The organism is Spiroplasma platyhelix PALS-1 (genome assembly GCF_021496725.1).
Classification (GTDB): Bacteria; Bacillota_I; Bacilli_A; order Mycoplasmatales; family VBWQ01; genus Spiroplasma_D; species Spiroplasma_D platyhelix.
The window spans coordinates 657,253-683,142 of the sequence record NZ_CP051215.1; the positions used below are offsets into that span (position 1 = coordinate 657,253).

22 protein-coding genes are annotated in these 25,890 nt (G+C 29.8%); 8 read left to right on the forward strand and 14 right to left on the reverse strand.

Annotation, left to right across the window (positions count from 1 at the left end; all coding sequences use genetic code 4):
* Nucleotides 1–3: 3 nt before the first annotated feature.
* The 7 genes from SPLAT_RS03135 to rpsL form a co-directional block, all read right to left on the reverse strand.
* Nucleotides 4–2,826 (reverse strand): cation-translocating P-type ATPase, encoded by a 2,823-nt coding sequence (locus SPLAT_RS03135; protein WP_168104947.1) that lies wholly within the window; start codon nt 2,824–2,826, stop codon nt 4–6.
* Nucleotides 2,827–2,856: 30 nt separating this feature from the next.
* Nucleotides 2,857–3,720: an aldo/keto reductase gene (locus tag SPLAT_RS03140; RefSeq protein WP_168104948.1), complete on the reverse strand. Its 864-nt coding sequence runs from the start codon at nt 3,718–3,720 to the stop codon at nt 2,857–2,859.
* Between the two features lie 99 nt (nt 3,721–3,819).
* The gene (locus SPLAT_RS03145) at nt 3,820–4,626 is read right to left on the reverse strand and encodes a hypothetical protein (protein WP_168104949.1); all 807 of its coding nucleotides are present in this window, start codon (nt 4,624–4,626) and stop codon (nt 3,820–3,822) included.
* A 113-nt stretch (nt 4,627–4,739) separates the two neighbouring features.
* Nucleotides 4,740–5,984 carry an elongation factor Tu gene (tuf, locus tag SPLAT_RS03150; protein ID WP_168104950.1) on the reverse strand — a complete coding sequence of 415 codons (1,245 nt, stop codon included), beginning with the start codon at nt 5,982–5,984 and terminating at the stop codon, nt 4,740–4,742.
* Between the two features lie 140 nt (nt 5,985–6,124).
* Nucleotides 6,125–8,227 carry an elongation factor G gene (fusA, locus tag SPLAT_RS03155; protein ID WP_168104951.1) on the reverse strand — a complete coding sequence of 701 codons (2,103 nt, stop codon included), beginning with the start codon at nt 8,225–8,227 and terminating at the stop codon, nt 6,125–6,127.
* Between the two features lie 13 nt (nt 8,228–8,240).
* Entirely contained in the window at nt 8,241–8,711 is a 471-nt protein-coding gene (gene rpsG, locus SPLAT_RS03160) for a 30S ribosomal protein S7 (RefSeq protein WP_168104952.1), read from the reverse strand.
* A 17-nt stretch (nt 8,712–8,728) separates the two neighbouring features.
* Nucleotides 8,729–9,151 carry a 30S ribosomal protein S12 gene (gene rpsL, locus SPLAT_RS03165; protein ID WP_168104953.1) on the reverse strand — a complete coding sequence of 141 codons (423 nt, stop codon included), beginning with the start codon at nt 9,149–9,151 and terminating at the stop codon, nt 8,729–8,731.
* Between the two features lie 255 nt (nt 9,152–9,406).
* On the opposite strand from rpsL, the gene SPLAT_RS03170 reads away from it, so the two are divergent.
* Nucleotides 9,407–9,955: a hypothetical protein gene (locus SPLAT_RS03170; protein ID WP_168104954.1), complete on the forward strand. Its 549-nt coding sequence runs from the start codon at nt 9,407–9,409 to the stop codon at nt 9,953–9,955.
* Between the two features lie 51 nt (nt 9,956–10,006).
* On the opposite strand, the gene SPLAT_RS03175 is transcribed toward SPLAT_RS03170, so the two are convergent.
* Nucleotides 10,007–11,647, reverse strand: coding sequence for an ABC transporter ATP-binding protein/permease (locus SPLAT_RS03175; protein ID WP_168104955.1), 1,641 nt, complete (start codon nt 11,645–11,647; stop codon nt 10,007–10,009).
* Nucleotides 11,648–11,894: 247 nt separating this feature from the next.
* On the opposite strand from SPLAT_RS03175, the gene SPLAT_RS03180 reads away from it, so the two are divergent.
* Nucleotides 11,895–12,179 carry an HU family DNA-binding protein gene (locus SPLAT_RS03180; protein ID WP_168104956.1) on the forward strand — a complete coding sequence of 95 codons (285 nt, stop codon included), beginning with the start codon at nt 11,895–11,897 and terminating at the stop codon, nt 12,177–12,179.
* Between the two features lie 29 nt (nt 12,180–12,208).
* On the opposite strand, the gene SPLAT_RS03185 is transcribed toward SPLAT_RS03180, so the two are convergent.
* The 6 genes from SPLAT_RS03185 to SPLAT_RS03210 form a co-directional block, all read right to left on the reverse strand.
* Nucleotides 12,209–13,837: an MATE family efflux transporter gene (locus SPLAT_RS03185; RefSeq protein WP_168104957.1), complete on the reverse strand. Its 1,629-nt coding sequence runs from the start codon at nt 13,835–13,837 to the stop codon at nt 12,209–12,211.
* Between the two features lie 120 nt (nt 13,838–13,957).
* Nucleotides 13,958–14,314 carry a hypothetical protein gene (locus SPLAT_RS03190; protein WP_168104958.1) on the reverse strand — a complete coding sequence of 119 codons (357 nt, stop codon included), beginning with the start codon at nt 14,312–14,314 and terminating at the stop codon, nt 13,958–13,960.
* 15 nt (nt 14,315–14,329) lie between these two features.
* Nucleotides 14,330–14,716: a hypothetical protein gene (locus SPLAT_RS03195; RefSeq protein WP_168104959.1), complete on the reverse strand. Its 387-nt coding sequence runs from the start codon at nt 14,714–14,716 to the stop codon at nt 14,330–14,332.
* A gap of 148 nt (nt 14,717–14,864) precedes the next feature.
* Nucleotides 14,865–15,548, reverse strand: coding sequence for a 50S ribosomal protein L1 (rplA, locus tag SPLAT_RS03200; RefSeq protein WP_168104960.1), 684 nt, complete (start codon nt 15,546–15,548; stop codon nt 14,865–14,867).
* A gap of 11 nt (nt 15,549–15,559) precedes the next feature.
* Entirely contained in the window at nt 15,560–15,997 is a 438-nt protein-coding gene (gene rplK, locus SPLAT_RS03205) for a 50S ribosomal protein L11 (RefSeq protein ID WP_168104961.1), read from the reverse strand.
* Between the two features lie 147 nt (nt 15,998–16,144).
* On the reverse strand, nt 16,145–17,281 hold the full coding sequence (locus tag SPLAT_RS03210; RefSeq protein WP_168104962.1) for an acyltransferase family protein: 1,137 nt from the start codon (nt 17,279–17,281) through the stop codon (nt 16,145–16,147).
* A gap of 183 nt (nt 17,282–17,464) precedes the next feature.
* Between SPLAT_RS03210 and guaA the strand changes: the two genes are divergently transcribed.
* From guaA to SPLAT_RS03240, 6 genes are all read left to right on the forward strand, one after another.
* Entirely contained in the window at nt 17,465–19,003 is a 1,539-nt protein-coding gene (gene guaA, locus SPLAT_RS03215) for a glutamine-hydrolyzing GMP synthase (RefSeq protein WP_168104963.1), read from the forward strand.
* Between the two features lie 10 nt (nt 19,004–19,013).
* On the forward strand, nt 19,014–20,483 hold the full coding sequence (gene guaB, locus SPLAT_RS03220; RefSeq protein WP_168104964.1) for an IMP dehydrogenase: 1,470 nt from the start codon (nt 19,014–19,016) through the stop codon (nt 20,481–20,483).
* A gap of 173 nt (nt 20,484–20,656) precedes the next feature.
* Complete coding sequence (locus tag SPLAT_RS03225) at nt 20,657–20,890, forward strand: hypothetical protein (RefSeq protein WP_168104965.1); 234 nt, start codon at nt 20,657–20,659, stop codon at nt 20,888–20,890.
* A gap of 138 nt (nt 20,891–21,028) precedes the next feature.
* Nucleotides 21,029–21,802, forward strand: coding sequence for a hypothetical protein (locus tag SPLAT_RS03230; RefSeq protein WP_168104966.1), 774 nt, complete (start codon nt 21,029–21,031; stop codon nt 21,800–21,802).
* Between the two features lie 156 nt (nt 21,803–21,958).
* Nucleotides 21,959–22,645, forward strand: coding sequence for a hypothetical protein (locus SPLAT_RS03235; protein ID WP_168104967.1), 687 nt, complete (start codon nt 21,959–21,961; stop codon nt 22,643–22,645).
* A 67-nt stretch (nt 22,646–22,712) separates the two neighbouring features.
* The gene (locus tag SPLAT_RS03240) at nt 22,713–25,754 is read left to right on the forward strand and encodes a hypothetical protein (protein WP_235083221.1); all 3,042 of its coding nucleotides are present in this window, start codon (nt 22,713–22,715) and stop codon (nt 25,752–25,754) included.
* The last annotated feature ends 136 nt before the right edge of the window (nt 25,755–25,890 follow it).

Sequence of the window (25,890 nt, forward strand, 5' to 3'; positions counted from 1 at the left end):
AGGCTATTTTTTATTTTTCTTTTTTTTCTTCTTATCAATTTTGGCTTTTGTTTTTTCAATTTTCTTATCTACTTCTTCATCATGCTTTTCTTTTTTTGCTAGAATTTTATCTTCAGTTTTTCTTTTCTTTTCTGCTTTTGCTTTTTGCTTAGCAGCAAATTCAGGAAATTCTTCTTCCATTTTTTTATCTACTTTCGGTTTAATCAAAACTAGAAATCCTTTAAATAATTCTAATAAAATTGTTGGCACAATAGCAATTGCAAAACAGCAAATTCATTCAACAAAGTTAATACTTCCTTCAACTCCAAAAGCAGTGTTAACTCCTGGGATGAAAACAATCCCAACATTAATTATGAATGCAATCAAGACTGAAATTAAAAATGGTCGATTTTGTAGCAACATCTTATTAAGCATAAAGTCATTTCTACCAACAGCAAAAGACATTGAATAAAAAACTGGCGCATTAGACATGAAAACAAAAGCATAGATATAGCCTTCAACATCAACACTAGTTTCTAAACCTAATGGTAGGAATTTATAAGTTACGATCAAAAGTGTAGCTGTGATTAAACTGACATAAATAATAAACTTCCAACTGCCCCGTAAAATATTCTCCTTTTTAGCAATCGGCTTCTCTTTCATCAACCTTGGGTTATTTGGCCCCATTGACATAGTAATTGCTAAAAATGATTCAACAATTAAGTTGATTCATAAAACTTGTAGTGCTGACAGCAAGTCTCCTCAATTAAGAAATATCCCAATTGTAATGGCAAGAACCTGAGCTAAATTAGTAATGATGATGAAACAAATTATTCTTTTTAATTTATTGTAGATATTTCTTCCTTCTTCAATTGCATCAACAATTGTTAGGAAGTTGTCATCAGTCAAAACAACTTGTGAAGCTTCTTTTGCTACATCCGTTCCTGTGACTCCCATCGCAACACCAATGTTGGCAGCTTTTAAACTTGGTGCATCGTTGACACCATCCCCAGTCATTGAAACAATATTCCCATTTGCTTGTAAAGCTTTAATGATACGAACTTTATGTTGTGGTGACACACGAGCAAAGACTTGATACTTATGAATATCACGCTTTAAAACTCTATCACTTAATTTATCAATTTGTTCACCACTTAGCGCTTGTTCTTTATTATCTAAAATTGTTAGTTCTTTACCAATTGCAACTGCAGTATTTAAATGATCGCCAGTAATCATCTTAGTGTCGATCCCAGCTTCTCTTGTGTGAACTAAAACTTCCTTAATTTCTCTTCTTGGTGGATCAATCATCCCAACTAAACCTAAGAAAATTAAATTCTTTTCCATTTGTTCAATATTATTAAAATTAGGTTTTTTTGTAGCAATTTCTTTATAAGCTGCACCAAGAACTCTTAAAGCTTGATCTGACATTTCTTGTAACTTAGCAATCAAGTTTGTTTTAAATTCCTCAGTCATTTTAAACTTCTTATCATCAATTAAATAATGTGTGCAGCGCTTTAATAAGTTATCTGCTGCACCCTTAACAAATAAATATTGCTTAGCATCATATTTATTAACTGTAGACATCAATTTTCTTTCTGAATCAAAAGGTAACTCATGAACTCTTGGATAACTTTTTTGAATACTATTTGAATTAAGTTTTAAGTCTTCTGCTCACTTTAATAACGCAATTTCAGTTGGGTCACCAGTAATTTTCTTATCAGCAACTGAACTATTGTTATCTAAAACTAAACATTGTAAGAATAATTTTCGTTGCAATGTTGATAGTTTTAAAGTCTTTTCTTCTTCAACTTCATCTTTGACAAAATATTTAGTAACTGTCATACGGTTTTCTGTTAGTGTCCCTGTCTTATCAGAACAAATAACGTTAACTTGTCCTAATGTCTCAACAGCATTCAAACGCTTAACAATGGCATTGTGCTTAGCCATTCTTCTGCTTCCTAAAGATAAAGAAACTGTAACAATAACACTCAGACCTTCTGGGATAACAGCAACAACCAAAGCAATTGTAAAGACTAAGGCATCTACTCAACTATTCCCTGAAACAAGATATTGGATACAGAAAATAAAAATTCCTAATGCTAAAGCAAAAAGACAAATAGTTCTAACAATAAAAGTAATTTGTCTACTTAAAGGTGATTTAGGTTCTTCTTCATCTTGCAACAATTTAGTAATCTTACCAATTTCAGTATTTTTTCCTGTTGCAACAACAATCCCTAATCCACTACCTGCAGCAATCATTGTTGACATAAAAGCCATATTAGTACGATCACCAATTGATAAGTTTTCTTTAGCAATTGGATCAATTGTTTTCATGATTAAATTTGATTCTCCAGTTAGTAGCGATTCATTAACCCTCAAATTAAAAGATTGAATAATTCGAACATCAGCAGGAAGAAACATTCCTGCTTCTAAATAAACTAAATCGCCAACAACTAAATTCTTGACATCAATAGTAAACTTCTTTCCTTCTCGAATCACAACTGCATTTTCTTTAACTAATTTTTTTAAAGAGTCTAAAGAATTCATTGCTTTTCGTTCTTGATAGATACTTAGAACCATTTCTAAAACAACAATCAAAGAAATAACAATTACTTCAGCTCATTTATTTAACACTGCTGCAATAATTAAAAGTGCAATCAAAACAAAAGTAAAAGGTTCAATCAAATGTTCAACACACATTGTAAAAATTGATTTCTTTTTACTAGTTGGCAAAGCATTAGGACCATTTTGCTTTAATAAATTAAATGCTTGCTTATCTGTTAGACCTTTTTCTAAGTCAGTATTTAAGTTCTCTTTAATTTTGTTAATATCTTCATTTCAAAACATAGATCATATCCTCTCTAATTATTATAATTACTAATCAATTAAATTCTTTCAGACACTCTTATCATCAGGATCTGCACCAATTCTTTTTTGTGGCAAATTATTAATTGCTGTAATTTCTTCTTCTGTTAGTGTGAAACTGCCAATATTAGGATTATCAATAATCCTTTTTGGTGTGACAGATTTTGGAATAATAATTTCATTTAATTGTCAAGCTCACTTTAAAGCAATCTGAGTTGTTGAAGTTTGATACTTCTTTGCTAAATCAACTAATAGTGGTATTTCATCTGTTTTACCACCCATCATAGTTCTTCAAGATGTCACTACAATATCATTTTTCTGACAAAATTCAACAACATCTAATTGATTGAACCCAGGATGAGTTTCAATTTGGTTGACCATTGGCTTAATTTTCACTTGCTTTAAAAAGTCTTCTAAATGATGAACTTTAAAATTAGAAACACCAATTGCTCTAACCTTACCTGCTTGATAGGCTTCTTCTAAAAATTTTCAACATTGATAGCGATTTTTAGTTGGTCAGTGCACTAAACATAAGTCTAAATATTCAACATCTAACCTTTTTAAAATTTCACTAAAAGCTTGTTTAGCTTTTTCATACTCATGATCATCATTTCAAATTTTTGATGTAATGAAAATATCTGCTCTTTTTACTTCTGGATGTTTTGCTAGAAAATCTTTCAATGCTCGTCCAATTTCTGTTTCATTTTTATAATATTGTGCAGTATCAATATGACGATAGCCATTCTCTAAAGCAACAAGTACTGCTTGATAGGCTTCATCTTGTTTATTCATTAAATAAGTTCCTAGACCAAATTGTGGCATCAGAACTCCATTATTTAATTTAATTTTGTGTGTTAGAATTTCTTCTCTTGTCATAAAAATCTTCCTTTCTTTCAAGGCGATTCAACCTAAATTATTTGATAATATTATTATACTAAATTAATCATGCTAAGTCTTAGAATAAAAGAAGATAGCCTACTTTTTCTGACAATAAGCATAAAGAAAAGATAAAATTGTTGCTCCAACCAAGACATCATTTTGATTGTGGTCAGCAACATAGGGTAAAAAATTATCTAATAAAGCAAGTTTGTCACTAAAATATTGATCGATTGTTCTTCCGATATCATTGTTTGAGATGACAGATTCTGGCTTTAAAACTTTTCAATAAGCATCATCATTTTTAATGAGAAACATTGTTTTCTTTGTAGCACCAATGCGATTGTTTTTATTTTTCTTATCTTTGTATTGCGGTAAATTGACCACAGCATCATTATTTCAGATATCGTAAACATCAAAAATTTTATTGCGTTGAAAAAAGTAACTAAGCTTATCTTTATATTTTTTATCATCAAAAGAATAAGAGAGATAATTTTTCAATAAGTTGACTTCTGTTCTTGAACCTAAAAAGACTAGTGACTTGACATGATACTTTAATAATTTGTTGATTAGAAAACGATAAAAAATCATTTGAAATTCTAACAAATTATTAAAATCAGCAAACTTTTTTTCTTTTGGTAGCTGTGTCTTTGAAAATAAGCGTAATTTTTTACTAGCTAATTTAGCTGGTGTTAAATCTTCAGGTTTGTTGATAATTAAAAAAGCAACCGAAAAAATTTTCTCAAGAAAGTCTTTTTTTGCTTGGGCTGGAAAATTATTTTTTTGAAAAGTACGGAAAGTTTCAAAATCAATAATTGCAATTGGATAACTAATTTGCTTAAGAAACTTGCTAACTACCTTTTGATCAATCTCCAATTGAATGCCATTTATTTCAAATTCCTTCATATATTCCTTTCTTTCTAAACCCTAATCTATTGTTAATTATAAACCAATTACGAATTATGCTACTAAAAAAAGAATGAAAGTTAACTTTCATTCTTTTTATTTTTTACTGTTGATTAAGCGATAATCTTAGTAACAGTACCTGCTCCGACAGTTTTTCCACCTTCTCGAATTGAGAATTCTGTTCCATCTTCAAGAGCAACATTTTTTAATAACTTAACATCAATTGTTACAGTATCTCCAGGTTGTACCATTTCTACTTTGTTCTTATCATCCATGTCAGTAATGCCATGAACTTCTCCAGTAACATCAGTAGTACGGAAGTAAAATTGAGGACGATAGTTAGCAAAGAATGGAGTGTGTCTTCCACCTTCTTCTTTTTTAAGAACATAAATTGTTGCTTTAAAGTCTTTGTAAGATTTTACACTGCCTGGTGCAACAACAATTTGTCCACGTTCAACGTCTTCACGTTTAACTCCTCTTAATAGTAATCCAACGTTATCTCCGGCTTGAGCTTGAGGTAAGATTTTTTTAAACATTTCAACACCAGTTACGATTGTTTTAATTGTTTGTTTATCTAAACCAATAATTTCAACTTCTTCACCAGTCTTAATTCTTCCTCTTTCAATTCTTCCAGTAACAACTGTTCCTCTTCCTGAAATACTGAAAACATCTTCAATAGCTAATAGCAATGGTTTTTCTGTATCTCTAACAGGATCAGGAATTTTTGTATCAACTGCGTCTAATAATTCACGAATTTTTTCTACTCATTCTGATTTTCCATCAAGAGCACCTTTAGCACTACCTTGGATAATACTTGCATTGTCTCCATCAAATCCGTATTCTGATAATAATTCGCGAACTTCAACATCAATTAGTTCAATCAATTCTGGATCATCAACCATGTCACATTTATTTAAAAATACAACAATGTCTTTAACTCCTACTTGGTGAGCTAATAGTAAATGTTCACGAGTTTGTGGCATTGGTCCATCTGTTGCAGAAACAACTAAGATTGATCCATCCATTTGTGCAGCACCTGTAATCATATTTTTAATATAGTCAGCGTGACCTGGACAGTCAACGTGAGCATAATGACGTTTTGGTGTTTCGTATTCTACGTGAGCAGTATTAATTGTAATACCACGTTTTCTTTCTTCTGGGGCACGATCAATGTTATCGTAAGCAACATAAGTTCCTTTATATCCTTCACTTATATGATCATGACAGAATTTAGTGATAGCAGCAGTTAAAGTTGTTTTTCCATGGTCAACGTGACCAATTGTTCCAACATTAACGTGTGTTTTATCACGGATAAATTCTTCTTTTGCGCCTGTTGTAGGTTTTTTAATTTCAGCCATTTCTTCCTCCTAAATTTCTAAAATGTTTCTTTTTGTTTTGATTAGTTTTTTTCCTTATTAATTAGCTTTTAGTATCTATTTTCCTAACTAAGAAACTAAAATAATTTTAAAGTAATTTTATTTAATATGCAATATTTATCTTACTTTTTTGAGATTCTTGATTTTTCATACTTACCAACAATTTCCTCAGTAACTGATTTTGGTGCTTCAGCATAGTGAGAGAAACTCATAGTGTATGTTCCTCTTCCTTGAGTCATTGAACGTAGTTCTGTAGCGTAACCAAACATTTCTCCTAATGGAACTTTACATTTGATTACTGAAGCATCTCCACGAGTTTCATCATTTTCAATTGTTCCTCGTTTTCCAGAAATCTTTCCAACAACAGCTCCATAATAGTCACCAGGAACAACAACTTCAACATCCATAATCGGTTCTAATAGAACAGGTTTGATTTTATCTTTATTGTCTTGCAATGCTTTTGAAGCAGCAATGTTGAAAGCACGTTCTGATGAGTCAACTGGGTGGAATGAACCATCATATAAAGTTGCCTTAACATCAATCACAGGATAACCGGCAATCAATCCATTTTCTAATGATTCTTCTAGACCTTCTTGTACTGGTTTAATATATTCTCTTGGAATTTTTCCACCAACAATTTTATCAACAAATTCAAATCCTTTGTTTGGATTTGGTTCAAGTTTCATGATTACATGACCATACTGACCACGTCCACCTGATTGGTGAATATATTTTCCTTCAGCACGATCGCAAATTGCTTTGATTGTTTCACGATAAGCAACTTGTGGGTTACCTGTGTTAGTTTGAACATTAAACTCTCTTGATAGACGATCAACTAGAATATCTAAGTGTAATTCACCCATCCCAGAAATAATTGTCTGACCAGTTTCATGATCTGAACTTACTCTGAAAGTTGGATCTTCTTCTGCTAGTTTTCCTAATGCTAAACTCATTTTTTCTTGGTCAGCTTTAGTTCTTGGTTCTAAAGCTAATGAGATAACTGGTTCAGGGAAAACCATTGCTTCTAAAATAATTTCATTCTTGTCATCACATAAAGTATCACCTGTTGTTGTTGACTTCAATCCAACAATCGCGGCAATATCACCAGCATAAAGTTGATCAATATCTTCACGATGATTGGCATGCATTTGTAAGATTCTTCCAACACGTTCTTTGTTATCTTTAGTTGAATTTAAGACATAAGAACTTGATTTTAATGTTCCAGAATAAACTCTAATAAAAGTTAGTCTTCCAACATAAGGGTCAGTCATCACTTTAAATGCTAGAGCAGAGAATGGTTCATCATCTGATGAATGTCTTTCTACTTCTTCGCCATTTGGTAGAATTCCTTTAATTGCAGGAACCTCAAGTGGTGATGGTAGATAATCCACAACAGCGTCTAACATCAGCTTAACACCTTTATTTTTAAAGGCGCTTCCACATAAAACTGGAAAGAATTCTGCTTGAATTGTTAGTTCACGAATTACTTTTTTAATCTCAGGAACTGAGATTTCTTGTCCTTCAAGATATTTTTCTAATAATTCATCATTGTGATGAGCTAATTCTTCAATTAGCATTGCTCTTCTTTGATCAACTTCTGCTTTTAAATGATCTGGGATAGCAATCTCTTGATAGATTTCTTGTGGCTTACCATCAAAACTATACGCCTTTAAAGTAACCAAATCAATGATTCCCACAAAATCATTCTCTGCACCAATTGGTCATTGAATCGCAAATGCTCTTGCACCCAAACGAGAATGTAATGTTGCAACTGAGTTTGCAAAGTTTGCACCAATCTTATCCATTTTGTTTGCGAAAACAATTCTTGGTACTTTATATTTTGTTGCTTGTCTTCAAACTGTTTCAGTTTGAGGTTCTACTCCTGATTGAGCATCTAATACTGCTACAGCTCCATCTAACACTCTTAAAGAGCGTTCAACTTCAACAGTAAAATCAACGTGACCTGGAGTATCAATAATATTAATTCGATATTTATTGCTATCATGAGTTCAAAATGCAGTTGTTGCAGCAGATGTAATAGTGATCCCACGTTCTTGCTCTTGAACCATTCAGTCCATAGTAGCTGCTCCTTCGTGGACCTCACCAATTTTATGAATCTTACCAGTGTGGAAAAGGATTCTTTCTGTTGTTGTTGTCTTTCCTGCATCAATATGAGCCATAATACCAATGTTTCTTGTATTATTTAGCGAATATTCTCGGGCCATAATTTCTCCTTAATTATCATTTATAGTGAGCAAAAGCTTTATTTGCTTCTGCTGCACGATGGATTTCATCACGTTTCTTAACTGCAGAACCATTTCCTTGAGCAGCATCAAAAATTTCTAATGCTAACTTATCTTCCATAGTTCTACCATTTCTTATTCTTGCATAAGAAACTAATCAGCGAATTGCTAATGTAGTTTTTCGTGCTTCACTTACTTCAATTGGAACTTGGTAGTTTGCTCCACCAATTCTTCTTGTTTTAACTTCTAATTGTGGTTTGATATTTTCAATTGCTTTTTCAAAAACCTTTAAAGGTTCATCATTAGCTTTTTCCTTAACGATGTCTAAAGCTTTGTAAACGATTTTTCGTGCTAAACTTTTCTTTCCAGATACCATAATTGAGTTAACTAATTGAGTTATCAATTTTGATTCGTAAACTGGATCAAGAACTAATTCACGCTTGATTGCTTGATTTTTTCTACTCATTTTATAAACACTCCTTCTTAAGCCTTACTACTCTTAGGTTTTTTTGTCCCATATAATGAGCGACTTTGATTACGGTTGGCAACACCAGCAGTATCAAAAGTTCCACGAACAACATGATATCTAACCCCAGGAAGGTCTTTTACTCTTCCTCCACGAATTAAAATAATTGAGTGTTCTTGCAGGTTATGTCCTTCACCACCAATGTAAGCAGTTACTTCCATTGAGTTACTTAAACGCACACGAGCATATTTTCTTAAAGCTGAGTTAGGTTTCTTAGGTGTCATAGTTCCAACACGAACAGCTACTCCACGTTTTTGAGGAGCACTAATCTTAGTTACACGTTTTTCTAAAGTATTATATCCAACATTTAAAGCTGGAGATTTTGATTTATACTTTTTGATTTTTCGACCATTACGTACTAATTGATTAATTGTAGGCATTAATTAAATCTCCTTAATTATAAATTTTTTACATATTATTATATACACAACTCCGTGTGTATCATAAAAACAGTCCAATAGATATAATACCGATAAATACTATAATAGTCAACCAAAATCTACTAAAATATTTCATTATTTTTAAATAAAAAAATTTAATATTTAAACTCATTTTTTTATAAATTAATCTCATTAGCAGTTGTATTAAAAATTTATAGACTTAAAATGTATCTAAGATATAAAAAGGGGGAAATAATGAAAAAACATCTAGTGATTCTATCAAGCATTATTGGACTTGGATTTGGAACAATTGCTAACGCCATCAACACTCAAAAAAATAATTTAAAGATAAATATAAATCCTACTAGTCAAGAAATTAAATACTCAACAAATATTTTAAAATATGATGTATCAAATGGTAGCACTCAAAGTTTTCAATTAAACGATTTATTACCTTTACTAAAAAACTTAAAAAAAGAACACAAAGAAAAGAAAGCAAACTTAGAATTTGACAGATTTCCAAGATGAAATTTTATAGCTGATAACTCAGATATTTTTGGTGTTGGATGACTCTTTGAATCAAGCTTTACTCTTGTAGAATTAATTAATTCAGATTTTGTTCAATTTGAAAACATTTTAATGAATATATCAGGAACTCAAAAACTAATTACATTAAATCTTAACTATGAAATTTTAGGTATCTCTAAAAGTCTTGAATTAATTAACTACCAATCAGAAATTCTACCTTTAAAACAAGAACAAATGCAATCAAACTTTGAATTTATATATAATTGAACTTTATAAATTAATAAAAAAAACTTCTTAATTAAATTAAGAAGTTTTTTTAAAATGAAATTATGCTTGTCAACGTAGTTTTCATCCTGCAAATCCAATACACACTGCAATGATAGCAAGTGATATTGGAATATATGCATAATAAATACTTTGGAAAACAAACTTACCATTTCAAGCTGCTAAGAATGGATCCAAACAGTATTTGAATGGGTTAATGTAAGTAACATATTTTAAAATTTCACTATTAGTAATCATTTCAATTGGAACAAAACCTCCACTTAAAAAGGCTACTGGTAGATAGAAAACATTAGAAACTGCAATAAAAGATGTTGTTGATTTGAAAATTGAAGCAAACATCATTCCCAAACTGATTGAAGTGATGATTAAAATTATTAAAAAAGGAATTGTTGGTAGAATGTCACTTGGTAAAGCTACTACATTTCATCCAAATTTATGACCAAAGAAAATCCCTGCTCATAATAATGTTCATAGAAATGCTATCATAATAAAAATAAATCCAATAAAGATAACTGAGATAACAAAGAATACTGGTTTGATATTTGTTGCACCAATTCTTTTCATCAGAACACTATTTTTAAATTCTAATATTGTCTGAGGAATAATAAAGATTCCTACCGACATAGCCTGCACCATACTAATTGAACCGACCAAACTATGAATTGGCAGAATTCCAGTATTAGGATCAGCATCCATAGTACTAAAAGCAAATCCTTGTAAGAATAAAATCAAGATTGGGTAAGCTAATAAGAAGAATGGTACAAAGAAACCTTTATAGTAGTACTTCAACATTAAAGAAATTAATGGTCAATTCTTGCCATAATCTTTATTTTCACTAATTAAGTGATCAACTTTGTTTTTCTTTTTCTTATTTGATGCTTTATCTGCTTTTTCTTTAGCTTGCTTTTCTTCTTCTTCGTATTGTTTCTTTAAATCAGCTTTCTTGTTTTCTTCAAACATTTTTCAAGTATACTCATGAACTGAACCATACTCTTTGATTAAATCCTTAACTTTTCCAGCATCTTTGATAACACCATTATGAACATAAATATATTTTTCACAAAAATCTTCAACTTCACTCATCATATGAGTTACCAGAATCATTGCTTTCTTTTTCTTAACAATATTTTGTTTTAAGAAATCAAAAATTTGTGCACGAACTTCAATATCTAATCCTGTCGAAACTTCATCTAAAATAACCAAATCAGGATCATGAATCACACTTAATAAAATATTTAAACGTTGTTGCTGTCCTCCTGATAGACCTTCAATAAATTTATTTTCAAAGCCATTAATTTGATAAGTTCTTAACAGTTCTTTTAATTGTGACTCTGACATTTCAATACTAAAGGTATGAAGATAATATTTAATCATATCCATAACAGAAATTCCGATTGGATACTTTGAATCTTGAAATTGCAAACCAATAACTAAATTATCTTGGCGAATAACTTCTCCTGAAGTAGGTTGTCTAATGCCACCAATAATTTCACTCATAGTTGATTTACCAGAACCATTAGCCCCAATAATACCAATACGATCACCTGACTTAATAACAAAATCAATCCCATCTAAAGCAACTTTATTCTTATACTTTTTAGTAACATTCTTTAGTTCAACTAAGGGTTTCTTTTTATCAAATGGTTTTCTTTTTAAACCTGTTTTTGTTGCTAATTTTGGCATTAATTTTTTCCCTTCATAAATAATAAAATGATTGTCTGACATATTTTATCATTTAAATAAAATGTTTGCGAAATTATTTAATTTAATTAAAGAAAAAACAATTTTGCATTGTTATTTAAATCCTAAGTATATTTAAAGTACTCTGATATGCTTTAAAACCAACATTTATATTAATTTTGCTATAATAAAAATGTGATTTAAATATTAAATTATCTTCAATAAAACGAAAGGAAAGGGTTGAGTATTAATGAAAAAAAATGATTTTTTTGAACAAACTAAAAAAGAATTAAATATGACTGATAAACAATATCAAGAAGTAATTAATAAAATTTTTAGTAGTATTTCTGATTCACTAATCAAAGGTGAAAATGTAAAAATTAGAGGATTTGGAACATTTAAAATAACAAACTATAAAGCAAGAAATGGAAGAAACCCAAAAACTGGAGAAAGTATTCGTATCCCTGCTAAAAGAGTTATTAAATTAAACGTTGCAAAAGACCTAAAAACTGAAGTTCAAAAATTTGAGTCATAGAAAAAAATGCTTAGTTAACTAAGCATTTTTTATTTCTGTTTGATTCTTAAAACTTCAACCTCACGATTTTCAGTTTCAGGATTTGAAATTTCTTCTTCTGCAGGTTTTTTGATAAACCTTCGTACTTTACTAAAGGTATAAAGCAGAAGCGGTAGCAACACAAGAGCAGCAAATAAATCAATCAACCCAACCATCATATAGAAATAAAATCCATTACTTGTAGAATTAGCAATTAAGTATCCTAATCCCAAACATAATGTTGGCATAATCACTGTTTTTTGTAAGCTGGCAAATAACGCAACTCTGCCATGATTGCTTCCTTGAAAAAAGATGATAGCAATAAAATGTAAAGTTGCTAATGGATAAAAGGCAAATTGCATGATTATGTAACTCTTGAAATGCTTAGCCATTGCCAAATCAACTCCAAAAGCATGCATCATATATTGTCCTGCTGTAATAACTAATAGTAAAGATATAGTTAAAAGAACTAACAATAAAATAATTAATCTTCAAATGATTTGTCAGACACGATAGTAATTCTTTGTTCCATAAACATAACCAACCAAACTTCTTGCTCCTTGACTGACACCAATAATTGGTGCATTAATTAAAATCAATCAAGGCATAATCCCACCATAAAGTTGAACATAAATTGGAATATTAGAATCATTAGGATAGTCAGTTGGTGCAGGAATAGTATTAAGAATTTTTGTTGTGAACATAGCTAACATACTTTGAGCAGCACTTTCTAATAAAGCACTAATTCCAATTAATAAAATTCCAAATACTAATGCCTTTTTTAACTTTAAGTTATTAAACTTAAATCGTAAATTAGAACCACTATAATAAATTAGCAAGAGTGCCATGACAATAATTAAGAATCAAGAAATAATTGTTGCATATGCTGTTCCTGCCATTCCTAAGTTACCTGGGATAACAAAAATAAAGTCAAGCATAATATTAGTCAAACAAGAAATCAAAATGATGACAATATTTGCAATTACTCGTCCCTCACTTCTTAATAAATTCAATCAAAAGTTACTGATAAATAATAATGGTGAACCTAAAACTAGAATTCGAGAAAATCTAATTGCTTCTTTGTTGATGATATCCTTAATAATTGGATCAACAGCAGTACCACTACCTCCAGATTGAAAATTAATAATTAAAGGAATAAGAAAATACATTCCAAGTGTAAAAAATGCAGAAATGATAACTGAAGTTACAAAACCATTCCCAACATAATTAGACATTTTATCACTATTGTTCTTACCATAAGCAATTGAAAACTTAACTGAAGTTCCAATTGAAACTAACACTGAAAAAGCAATAGCAATTGAAGCAGGAACTGCAGCATAAGTCGTTGCAATATTGATTATTTTTAAAGCTTCACTTGGAGGAATATCAATAAGATCTCGATAACGGCCAATAACATCTCCCCCACCTCATTGTGTAGCAATCCACTTATCAAAAATTTGATAAGTTGAAAAAATCACCATTGAGATAATAGTTGGGGTCACCATAATAAAAATGGCACTTCATGGATTATAATTAGTAAAAATATTTTGTCTTTTAAATTTTGCATCAAGACTTTTAGTTTTTTTAGCTTCTATTTTTTGTAGCTTTATCTGCTCATTTGATTTTTTGAATAAACTCATACTTTTTTCCATTCTGTTTCTAAATCAACTTAATTATATAATTCTTTGTATTTCTTTATTCAAATTTTCATTAAAATAAAAACTAATCAAAAAAATTGATTAATTTTTATTATCTTTTTATTAAATTCTGGTTTTAATTCATCATCTTACAACTAAGGCAAATCCTAAAATTATCAAGATTGGTGCTAAGACTAAAAGAAATAATAAAGCAACAAAAACTTGAGAAAAAGGATGAGTCAAATAAGCATCTACCACTGCTTGGTCATCAAGACTAGTTCAATTAAATAATAAATCTTTCAAACTGTAATGATTTAGTGCTCAAAACCCGTTTCCTAGATAAGAATCAAAACGATTAGTAAATTTTGCTGTTGGCAATAATATTAAGGCAATAACTATTAAAAGAAAAGTTAGAACTAAAAGAAAAATTCCAAATTTAAATCTTCAATCTAATAAAGAAACTTTATTGTTCTCTTTCATCAACTAACCAAATTTTTAAGTATATAATCATCTTTTAAAGTAACCAAATGCTAATGCCAAAATACAAATACCACCAAAAGTTGGCAGCAGAATTATTAAGAAAACAATCCCAAATATTAATTGAATTAAAGGTGCAGAAACAAAACCAGCACCTGCTGAAAAGGAATTTTTAAAATCAGCATACCCTTGACTAGTTAGAAAAGGCGAAACACCATTTTTATACATCATCTCAAATCCATTTCCAATTAAATTAGGACTTGTTGCAGCAGAATCTTTTGGAACAAAATTAGCTGTGCCAATTAAAATTAGTCCTAATACTAAAGCAACAAAACTAACTACCAATGCAATGTAGCCAACTTTAATCCCTCAATTTTGTTTCTTAAATCATTTTAAAAAACGCATTGATCTCTTCCTTTCTTTTAAATAACTTGTCTCAAACTTAATAACATATAAATTATACAAAAAACCATTCTGAAAAGAAAAGAAAATTTCAATAAACTTAAATTTATTAATTTTGATAAATAAAAAAATCACCTAAATGGTGATTTTTTTAGTCTTCAATTGTTACTTTAATTCCTGGTCCCATTGTTGTGCTGATACTAATATTTTTAATATATGCACCCTTAACAGTAGCAGGTTTTGCTTTTCTTAAAGTATTTAAAATTGTTTGATAGTTTGCTTTCAATTGATTTTCTGAAAAAGAAACTTTTCCTAAAATAACATGAATGTTACCATTTTTATCAACACGATATTCAATCTTACCTTTACGAATATCATTAATTGCCTTAGCAACATCTGTTGTTACTGTTCCTAATTTAGCAGTTGGCATTAAACCTTTTGGTCCTAAAATCTTACCAATCTTACCTAATTCTGACATAATTTCTGGAGTTGCAACAATGATATCAAAGTCAAGGAAACCACCTTGAATCTTAGTAATCATTTCTTTATCTCCTACAAGATCTGCTCCTGCAGCAATTGCTTCTTTTTCTTTTGTAGTTGTAAGTACTAATACCTTTTGAGTTTTTCCTGTTCCCTCTGGTAAAACAATTGATCCTCTAAGCATTTGTTCTGCTTTTTTTGGGTCAAGATTTAAACGGAAAACAGCTTCCACTGTTGCATCAAATTTTAAAGTTGATGTTTGTTTTGCTAAACTAATTGCTTGTTCTAAAGAATAAACTGTTGTTCTATCTACTAATTTTGCTAATTCTTGAAATCTTTTACTTTTTTTAATCATTTTAATTCACCTTATTCTTCAACATTAATACCCATGTTTTTAGCAGTACCTGCAACAATTTTAATTGCAGCCTCTAAATCATAAGCATTTAAATCAGGCATTTTAATTTTAGCAATTTCAGTAATTTGTTCTTTAGTTATTTTGCCAACTTTTGTTAACTTAGCATTAGAACTTCCTTTTTCTAATTTTAATAATTTTTTAATTAAAAAAGTTGTTGGTGGAGTTTTAATTTCGAACTTAAAATCCTTGTTTTTGAAAGCAATAATTTTAACTGGAATTGGAACTGGATTAGTTTCATCTTTTTGATCTTTAGTTTTGTCATTAAATTCACGACAAAACTTTGGCATATCAATCCCAAAAGAAGCTAAACTAGCACCAGGTTTTGCTAACCCAGCAGGTAATTGAATTGTAGCAATTCGGTTAATATTTGGATCTTTAACTTGAGCCATGAGCAACCTTCTCCTTTTTAGTTCTCACTGTGGTAATAACGATTAAATCTTCCACACGGCACTATTAAAATAGTACTGGTAAATAATAACATTAATCTAACAAATCTGCAATATTTTCTTAATTAAATAACCATTTATTGACTGAAATTATTTTTTAATTTTATTGGGACTTTTATTATATTTTCAGATTTTTACTCAAAAAGTTTTTCAACTTAATCAAATATAAGGCTTAAAAACAAAACGATCAAAATTTTGTGTTGCTAGCACCAAAACTAAAGTAATAAAATAACAAAGTAAAATTGATAAAATTGTACAACTATAAAGATCAAGACTAGTAGTACGCATTATTGCTAAAGCTCATCCTCTTGGCAAATATGTACCATTATGAAGCACATAAATTCATCAACTTAAACCTGATCATCAATTAATAAAATTACTATGAAATTTAAATCCTTTAAATATTAAAAAATAAAATCCTCCAGCTAAATATCATAAAGTATTTAAGTATGTTAATGCTGAATCACTATCATTTAATCATCATGCAAATGAAAAATTAATTAAATAAACAATGATAAGTCCTGCTAAAGCAAATAATTGTGTTTTTCAATTATATTGCAATCGTTTTTCTTTTTCTATTAAGTGTCAATATCCACCCAAAATAGCAGCAAATAACACCACACCAAAAGTATATTCATCATCATAAAGTGAAAAATTATAGCTCAGTACTTTAATTAAAAGTGAACCAATTGTCGCCATAATAGTAATTAAAAAGAAAAATATTAAAATTCATTTTAGTAACTTCTTACCAGTCTCATAATTACTTTCTAAATAACTAGCAAAAAATGGAAAGACTAAATAAATAAAAATAATTCCTCAAAAATATCAAAATCTAATCGAAAATAAATCTAAAATAATTTCACCAAAAAAATTGTTAAAAAATTGATTAATCGTGTAACCTTCAACAATTGAAGTAACAATTAAATAAATTGAAGCAATCAATATTCTTCAAATAACAATCTCTAAAGATAATCATAAAAAACGCTTAACTTTATTCCCACCATTATTTCTAAGAATTAAAAAATATCCAGTAATAAAGGCAAATGAAAAAATTGCTGGTCAACTAATAATTCGACCCATAAGAACAAATAAATTGTCATAAGGCAAAAAAGTAGGAATTTCATGAATGACAACAACAAAAAAGATTGATAAAATTCTTAATAATTCAATACCACTTTCGCGTGTCTTAATAGCACTATTTTGTTTTATATCAAAAAAATCTATCATTAAACCCCTTCAACTCTATTTCATCCTTACTAATTTAATTATATTGACTATTATACTTTTTTAAAATACTTTTTTTAAAAATCGCTAAAATGTTTACAATAAGTGACGATAAGAGTAAAATATTTAAAATTAAATTATACTTATATTAACTATAATTTCTTTTAACATATCAAGGAGAACTAAATGAATACCCAAATAATTATTTTAGATTATGGAAGCCAATACACACAATTACTAGCAAGAAGAATAAGAGAATTGAATGTTTACGCTGAAGTTGTATCATTTAACACAACCGCAAACGATTTAAAAAAATATCAAAATCTAAAAGGGATTATTTTATCAGGTGGTCCTTCAAGTGTTTATGCTAATGATGCTTATAGTATTGATCAAGAAATTTTTAATTTAAACTTACCAATTCTTGGTGTTTGCTATGGCATGCAATTAATTACTGAAATTTTTGGTGGCAAAGTTGAACTAGCTAATAGTCAAGAGTTTGGCAAAGCCATTTTACATTTAGATAAACAAGAAAATAAATTATTTGAAAATGTGAAAAATGATTGCCAAGTATGAATGAGCCATGCTGACCATCTAACTCAAATGCCAAAAGAATTTGTACAATTAGCTTATTCTGATAGTAGTGTTGCTGCTATTGCAAATTTAAATAAAAATATCTATGGCATCCAATTTCATGCTGAGGTTACTCAATCAGAATATGGTATCCAAATGATTGAAAACTTTTTATTTAAAATTGCTAATTGTAACAAAGATTGAACAATGCAAGAATTTATTAAAGAAAAAATTCAAGAGATTAAAACAACTGTTGGTAGTGAACAAGTAATTTTAGGGCTATCTGGTGGAGTTGATTCTAGTGTTGCTGCTGTCCTGCTTTCAAAAGCAATTGGCAAACAACTAACATGTATTTTTGTTGATACAGGTTTATTAAGAAAAAATGAAGCTGAAAATGTAATGAATATCTATGCAAAAGAATTTGATATCAATATCAAATTAATTGATGCACAAGAACAATTTTATAATGCTCTAAAAGGAATTACTGATCCAGAAGAAAAAAGAAAAATCATTGGACATAATTTTATTGAAGTCTTCAACAAACAAGCGCAAGAATTGAACAACGCTAAATTTTTAGCACAAGGAACAATTTATCCTGATGTGATTGAATCTTCATCAGAAGAACATAACTCAAAAACAATTAAGTCACATCATAATGTTGGTGGACTACCTGAAGATTTAAAATTTAGTCTACTTGAACCTTTAAGAAACTTATTTAAAGATGAAGTAAGAAAAGTAGGTAGAGAACTAGGAATTCCTGATGTCATGATTAATCGTCATCCTTTTCCTGGACCAGGACTTGGTATTAGAGTTATTGGTGAAGTTACAAAAGAAAAATGTGATATCTTAAGAGAAGTAGATGATATCTTCATCAAAAAACTAATTAAAGAAGATTGGTACAATAAAACATCACAAGCATTTGTTACTTTACTACCAGTCAAAACTGTTGGCGTCATGGGGGACAATCGTACATATGATTATGTTGTTGCTCTAAGATGTGTCAACACAATTGACTTCATGACAGCAACAACAACTCATCTACCTTGAGAATTTCTAGAAGAAGTTGTCAATGAAATAATTAATAAAGTAAAAAAAGTAAACCGTGTAGTTTATGATATTACTTCTAAACCACCCGGAACAATAGAATGAGAATAGGAGGAAAAAAATGGAAAACAATAATTTAAATGGCAAAATAATAAATGAAGGAATCACATTTGATGATGTGTTATTAGTTCCTGCTTATTCTGATGTCCTACCAAATGAAGTTAACTTAAAAACAAAACTAACAAAAAATATTGAATTAAATATTCCAATTTTATCTGCTGCAATGGATACAGTAACTGAATCTGCTCTTGCAATTGAAATTGCACGTGCGGGAGGAATAGGAGTAATTCATAAAAACCTAACAATTGAAGAACAAGCTTTAGAAGTACAAAAAGTTAAACGTAATGAATCAGGTTTTATCAAAGATCCAATTACTATAAAATCTTCAACAACCGTAAGTGAAGCAAATAAAATCATGGCAACATATAAAATTTCTGGACTACCCATTGTTGATGAAAATAAAAAGTTAATTGGGATTGTAACTAATCGTGATTTGAAATATTTTGAAAACTTTTCTGAAACAGTTGATACTATCATGACAAAAGAAAACTTAATCACAGGAACACCAGAAACAACTCTTGATCAAGCAAAACAAATCATGTTAAAAAATAAGATTGAAAAACTACCAATTGTTGATAATACAAACACTCTAACCGGCTTAATCACAACAAAAGATATTGATAAGGCTATTGATCATCCTAATGCTTGTAAGGATCAAAGAGGACGATTAAGAGTTGCTGCTGCTGTTGGGGTTGCAGAAGACACTATGGCAAGAGTTGATGCTTTAATTAAAGCTGAAGTTGACGCTTTAGTTGTTGACTCAGCTCATGGTCATAGTAAAGGTATTCTAGATACTGTTAAAGCAATTAGACAAAAATATCAAGATATTGACATCATTGCTGGAAATATTTGTACAGCAGAAGGTGCGCAAGCATTAACTGAAGTTGGAGCTAATTGTATTAAGGTAGGAGTTGGACCAGGAAGTATTTGCACAACCCGTGTTGTTGCTGGAGTTGGTGTTCCACAAATCACTGCTATTAATGAAGTTTACAATTGAGCAAAAGATAAGGATGTAACATTGATAGCTGATGGTGGAATTAAATATTCTGGTGACATTGTCAAAGCAATAGCTGCTGGAGCACACTCAGTGATGCTTGGAAACATCTTTGCTGGAACAGAAGAATCACCAGGAGAAGAAATCATTGCTAATGGTAAGAAATATAAGACATATGTCGGTATGGGTTCTATTGCCGCAATGAAAAGAGGAAGTAGCGATCGCTATTTCCAAAAATCAGCTAACAAACTTGTACCAGAAGGCATTGAAGCAAGAGTACCATTCAAAGGAAAAGTAAAAGATGTTGTCTTTCAATTAATTGGTGGCTTAAAAAGTGGTATGGGTTACACCGGAAGCAAAAATATTGAAGATCTAAGAAATAAAACAAAATTTGTCAAAATTACCAATGCTAGCTTAAAAGAATCACATCCTCATGATGTTGAACTAGTCAAAGAAGCTCCAAATTACAATAAATAAAGTAAACTAAAAAATATTCAAAAAAAGAACGATAAACATCGTTCTTTTTTTATTTCAACGGGTTGACTTTAATAATTGGTAGATAAAAACCACTTAAATTTTAAATTCAAATTAACTCTGTTAGAAAGGAAAAAAGATTAATTAAGTTTTGATAAAAATTTGGAGGTTTTAATATGAAAGCAAGCAAAAACTATTTCTTTGCAAGATATGATAGTAAAACTGATTATTGTCTTGGAGTTTATGAAACTATTGAAGAAGCGATACTAAAAGTTTATGGTTATCAAAAAAATCATCAAAAATATAAAATTGCAAAAAATTCAATCATTGCGTCCTACACGCAAGCAGCAAGAAAAGATGGCTACCGTAGAAGTGCACATGGAATTTGATACAAATTTCCTATTTCATAAAAAAAATTAAAATCTATTTTTATTGAAAAAAGTTCGCACACTCTTTTATCAAACAAAAACTTAAAAATCAAAACTTTATCAATTCTATTTTTATTGTTAAATACTTATCACTCATAAAAATTAAAAAGGAGATAAAAAATGCAAGAAAAATCAAATCTAACACAAGCTAATGATACATATGCCACAATAGATCAATTAAATAAAGAAATAAAAACTCGTGCAAATAATGATACTGTAATAATAAATACTGTTAATAGTCTATCCACAAATTATGAAAACTATAAAAAAACAAGTACTATAATCTTAAATAATAAACAAGATAGAACTGATAACTCTCTAAATACTACAGACAAAACTATTGTTGGAGCCATCAATGAAATCAACTCCGACTACATTAAAGGCTCTGAACTAACTTCAGGAATTAAAGAAAATAGAGATGACATTAATGAAATTAAAGAAGACTATATTAAAGGATCTAAACTAACTGAAAGCATCGAACAAAATAAAAATAATATCAATGAACTTAGTGTACAAATGGCAAGTGTTGTTGATAAATCTTATATAGACGAATCAATTACTAAAATGATAAATCAATTCGAAACAAAAATATATACTAAATTTAAAGAAGCAAATGTTAATGACGATAAATATCTTTTTGATGAGTATGATGAAACTTACTGACATCTCTTTGTTTTTGAATTTGAAACAATTACTAAAAAGAAAATTATTGGAGTATTAGAAAGACCCAGTAATCTAAACTCTGAAATACCTAGTCATAATGTAGTTTTAGATTATTCTGCTACATCTTCATTAAATTTAATATTTACAGCTTCACAAAAAACATTAGAAATTAAAAATTGACTCGAAACACGTAGAAAGATAAGCAAGATAACTATATATAGAAAGAAGTAGTTTTCAATAAAAGAAATCAAACATAAAATTATATTAATTTTACCTTTATTTCTAAGTATCTATTATCCAATTTTTAAATTTAAATTATATTATAATTAGCATATAATCGTACTTTAATTAAAGAAAATAAAAAATATAAGATGTAGGAGACTAATCTTGAATAAAAATAAAATACTTAAAATAACACTTTTAAGTTCAGCAATTCTTGCCTGTATAAGCATCCCAATAATTTTATACTTTACTATTGGACAAAAAGATACTAGTACTACAACCAAAATTAATCTACAAGAACAAAATGTTACTTCTCTAGCAGATGTTCAACATGCCATTTCAATAACAGAGCAAGAAGCAAATACAATAAAAAGTGATATTCAATCAAAAATAAGTACTAAAATGACTAGCTTAGGTCTAGAAGCAGAAACTGACTACACAGTTAGCAATATAGATACTATTAAAAGTGGAGTTAACTTAACCAATGTTTCTGTCAATGTTAATAGTGTTAGCTCTAGCACAAAAGTTATAGGAAGTTTAATAGTAACTTTAAATATTAGAGAAAATATGAGTGATCGTTCAATTTCAACTATTAATGTTCCTACTGATGAATCAGAAAACTTAGGAGCAATGACTGCAGATAATATTCAACGTAATATTATAGTTGGTGTTGATGATGCTCTAAATGAAGGTCAAACAAATCGCCTAAACATAGACTATGAAATTGTTAATTTAAGCTTAATTGTAAGTGGAGCAAAATTTAGTGACTACAGCACTCAAATAAGTGTTAGACCTATTACATCTAGCAAACATTTAACAGGAACATTTTCAATTAATTTCCAACTACAATAAATAAAAAATAAACTTAATATTGCTTTTTTATTTTTAACCATTGCTTTTTCTCAAAAAAGGAGAAAAAATGAAAGAAAAAATAGAACCCTATGTTGTCTATGCAACAATAGATGATTTAAATAATGAAGCAAGAACCCGTGCAAACAATGATGGTTTGATAAATAATAGTCTTAATCTTTTATCAAACGACTATCAAAGTTTTAAAAGTACGACTAATGCTACATTAAATAATAAACAAAATAAAAATGATAATACATTAATTACAACTAATAAAACTGTTGTCGGAGCCATCAATGAATTAAAATCAGTCAACGACACTCAAACAACAAACATCAATCAAAATACTGGTGACATCAATAATATTAAATCAGACTATATTAAAGCAAGTGATCTAGGAAACGAACTAGATACTAAACAAGACAAAACTGATGATGGCCTAAACACGACCGACAAAACCGTCGTTGGAGCCATCAACGAAATCAAATCAGTCAACGACACTCAAACAACAAACATCAACCAAAACACTGCCGATATAACTGAAATCAAAACAGACTATGTTAAAGGTTCTGATCTAGGTAACCAACTAGACATAAAACAAAACAAAACTGATGATGGCCTAAACACGACCGACAAAACCGTCGTTGGAGCCATCAACGAAATCAAATCAGTCAACGACACTCAAACAACAAACATCAACCAAAATACTACTAACATTAGCCAAAACACTAATGACATTAATCAAATCAAAACAGACTATGTTAAAAGTTCTGATCTAGGAAACGAACTAGATACTAAACAAGACAAAACTGACAATGAACTAAACACAACCAACAAAACCGTCGTTGGAGCTATCAACGAAATCAAATCAGTCAACGACACTCAAACAACAAACATCAACCAAAATACTACTAACATTAGCCAAAACACTAATGACATTAATCAAATCAAAACAGACTATGTTAAAGGATCTGATCTAGGTAACCAACTAGACATAAAACAAAACAAAACTGATGATGGCCTAAACACAACAATTAAAACAGTTGTAGGAGCCATCAACGAAATCAAATCAGTCAACGACACTCAAACAACAAACATCAACCAAAACACTGCCGATATAACTGAAATCAAAACAGACTATGTTAAAAGTTCTGATCTAGGAAACGAACTAGATACTAAACAAGACAAAACTGATGATGGCCTAAACACGACCGACAAAACCGTCGTTGGAGCTATCAACGAAATCAAATCAGTCAACGACACTCAAACAACAAACATCAACCAAAACACTGCCGATATAACTGAAATCAAAACAGACTATGTTAAAGGTTCTGATCTAGGTAACCAACTAGACATAAAACAAAACAAAACTGATGATGGCCTAAACACGACCGACAAAACCGTCGTTGGAGCCATCAACGAAATCAAATCAGTCAACGACACTCAAACAACAAACATCAACCAAAATACTACTAACATTAGCCAAAACACTAATGACATTAATCAAATCAAAACAGACTATGTTAAAAGTTCTGATCTAGGAAACGAACTAGATACTAAACAAGACAAAACTGACAATGAACTAAACACAACCAACAAAACCGTCGTTGGAGCCATCAACGAAATCAAATCAGTCAACGACACTCAAACAACAAACATCAACCAAAACACTACTAACATTACCCAAAACACTAATGACATTAATCAAATCAAAACAGACTATGTTAAAAGTTCTGATCTAGGAAACGAACTAGATACTAAACAAGACAAAACTGATGATGGCCTAAACACGACCGACAAAACCGTCGTTGGAGCCATCAACGAAATCAAATCAGTCAACGACACTCAAACAACAAACATCAACCAAAATACTACTAACATTAGCCAAAACACTAATGACATTAATCAAATCAAAACAGACTATGTTAAAAGTTCTGATCTAGGAAACGAACTAGATACTAAACAAGACAAAACTGACAATGAACTAAACACAACCAACAAAACCGTCGTTGGAGCCATCAACGAAATCAAATCAGTCAACGACACTCAAACAACAAACATCAACCAAAACACTACTAACATTACCCAAAACACTAATGACATTAATCAAATCAAAACAGACTATGTTAAAAGTTCTGATCTAGGAAACGAACTAGATACTAAACAAGACAAAACTGACAATGAACTAAACACAACCAACAAAACCGTCGTTGGAGCTATCAACGAAATCAAATCAGTCAACGACACTCAAACAACAAACATCAACCAAAATACTACTAACATTAGCCAAAACACTAATGACATTAATCAAATCAAAACAGACTATGTTAAAGGATCTGATCTAGGAAACGAACTAGATACTAAACAAGACAAAAACGATACTTCATTAGCAACATCTAATAAAACTGTTGTTGGTGCTATCAATGAACTAAATACTATTAAAGTAAGCGACATTGACTTTGAAAGCTTCCAAGAAAGTGTTCTTCAATATCAAAATATTACAAATAACGCTTTAAACAACAAGCAAGATAAATATGATGTTGATTTAACAACTTCAGATATAACTGTTGTTGGAGCTATCAATGAATTAAAAATAATTTCTGATAACCAAACAACAAGCATCAATACTAACACTAATGATATAAATAACATTCAAACAAACTATATGAAAACTTCTACTGCAAATAGTGCTTTAGCTTTAAAACAAAATATCACTGATAACGCTCTAAACACAACAAATAAGACTATTGTTGGAGCCATCAATGAAATTAAAACAAGTGCTCAAATTTGAACTGCTGTTGGAACAAGTGTAAATGCAAGAACATGAAATTACAATTTAACAACCAATAAAAAATATCGAATTGCTTACAATTGAAGTGCAAGTGACACTACAAGTAAAATCTACAAAGAATTTACATGAACTGGAACTAATATCTCACTTGAAACTTATAGTGACACATTTCCTTCTATATACATTCAACTACTTAACCTTACTCTATTAGGTAGTGCAAATGTTGTTGAATTAATAGCAACAAGCACAGGAATTCAAATTAGTACTAAAATAGGTAGTTCAACAATTGGACGAATTATTGCGTTAGAACAAGCCTCTTAATCTCTTTCTAACTAAGTAAATAATAAAGCACTATTAGATATCTAATAGTGCCTTATTTTTAGTACGGGTTGACTTTAATAATTGGTAGATAAAAACCACTTAAATTTTAAATTCAAAATAACTTGATAAGAAAGGA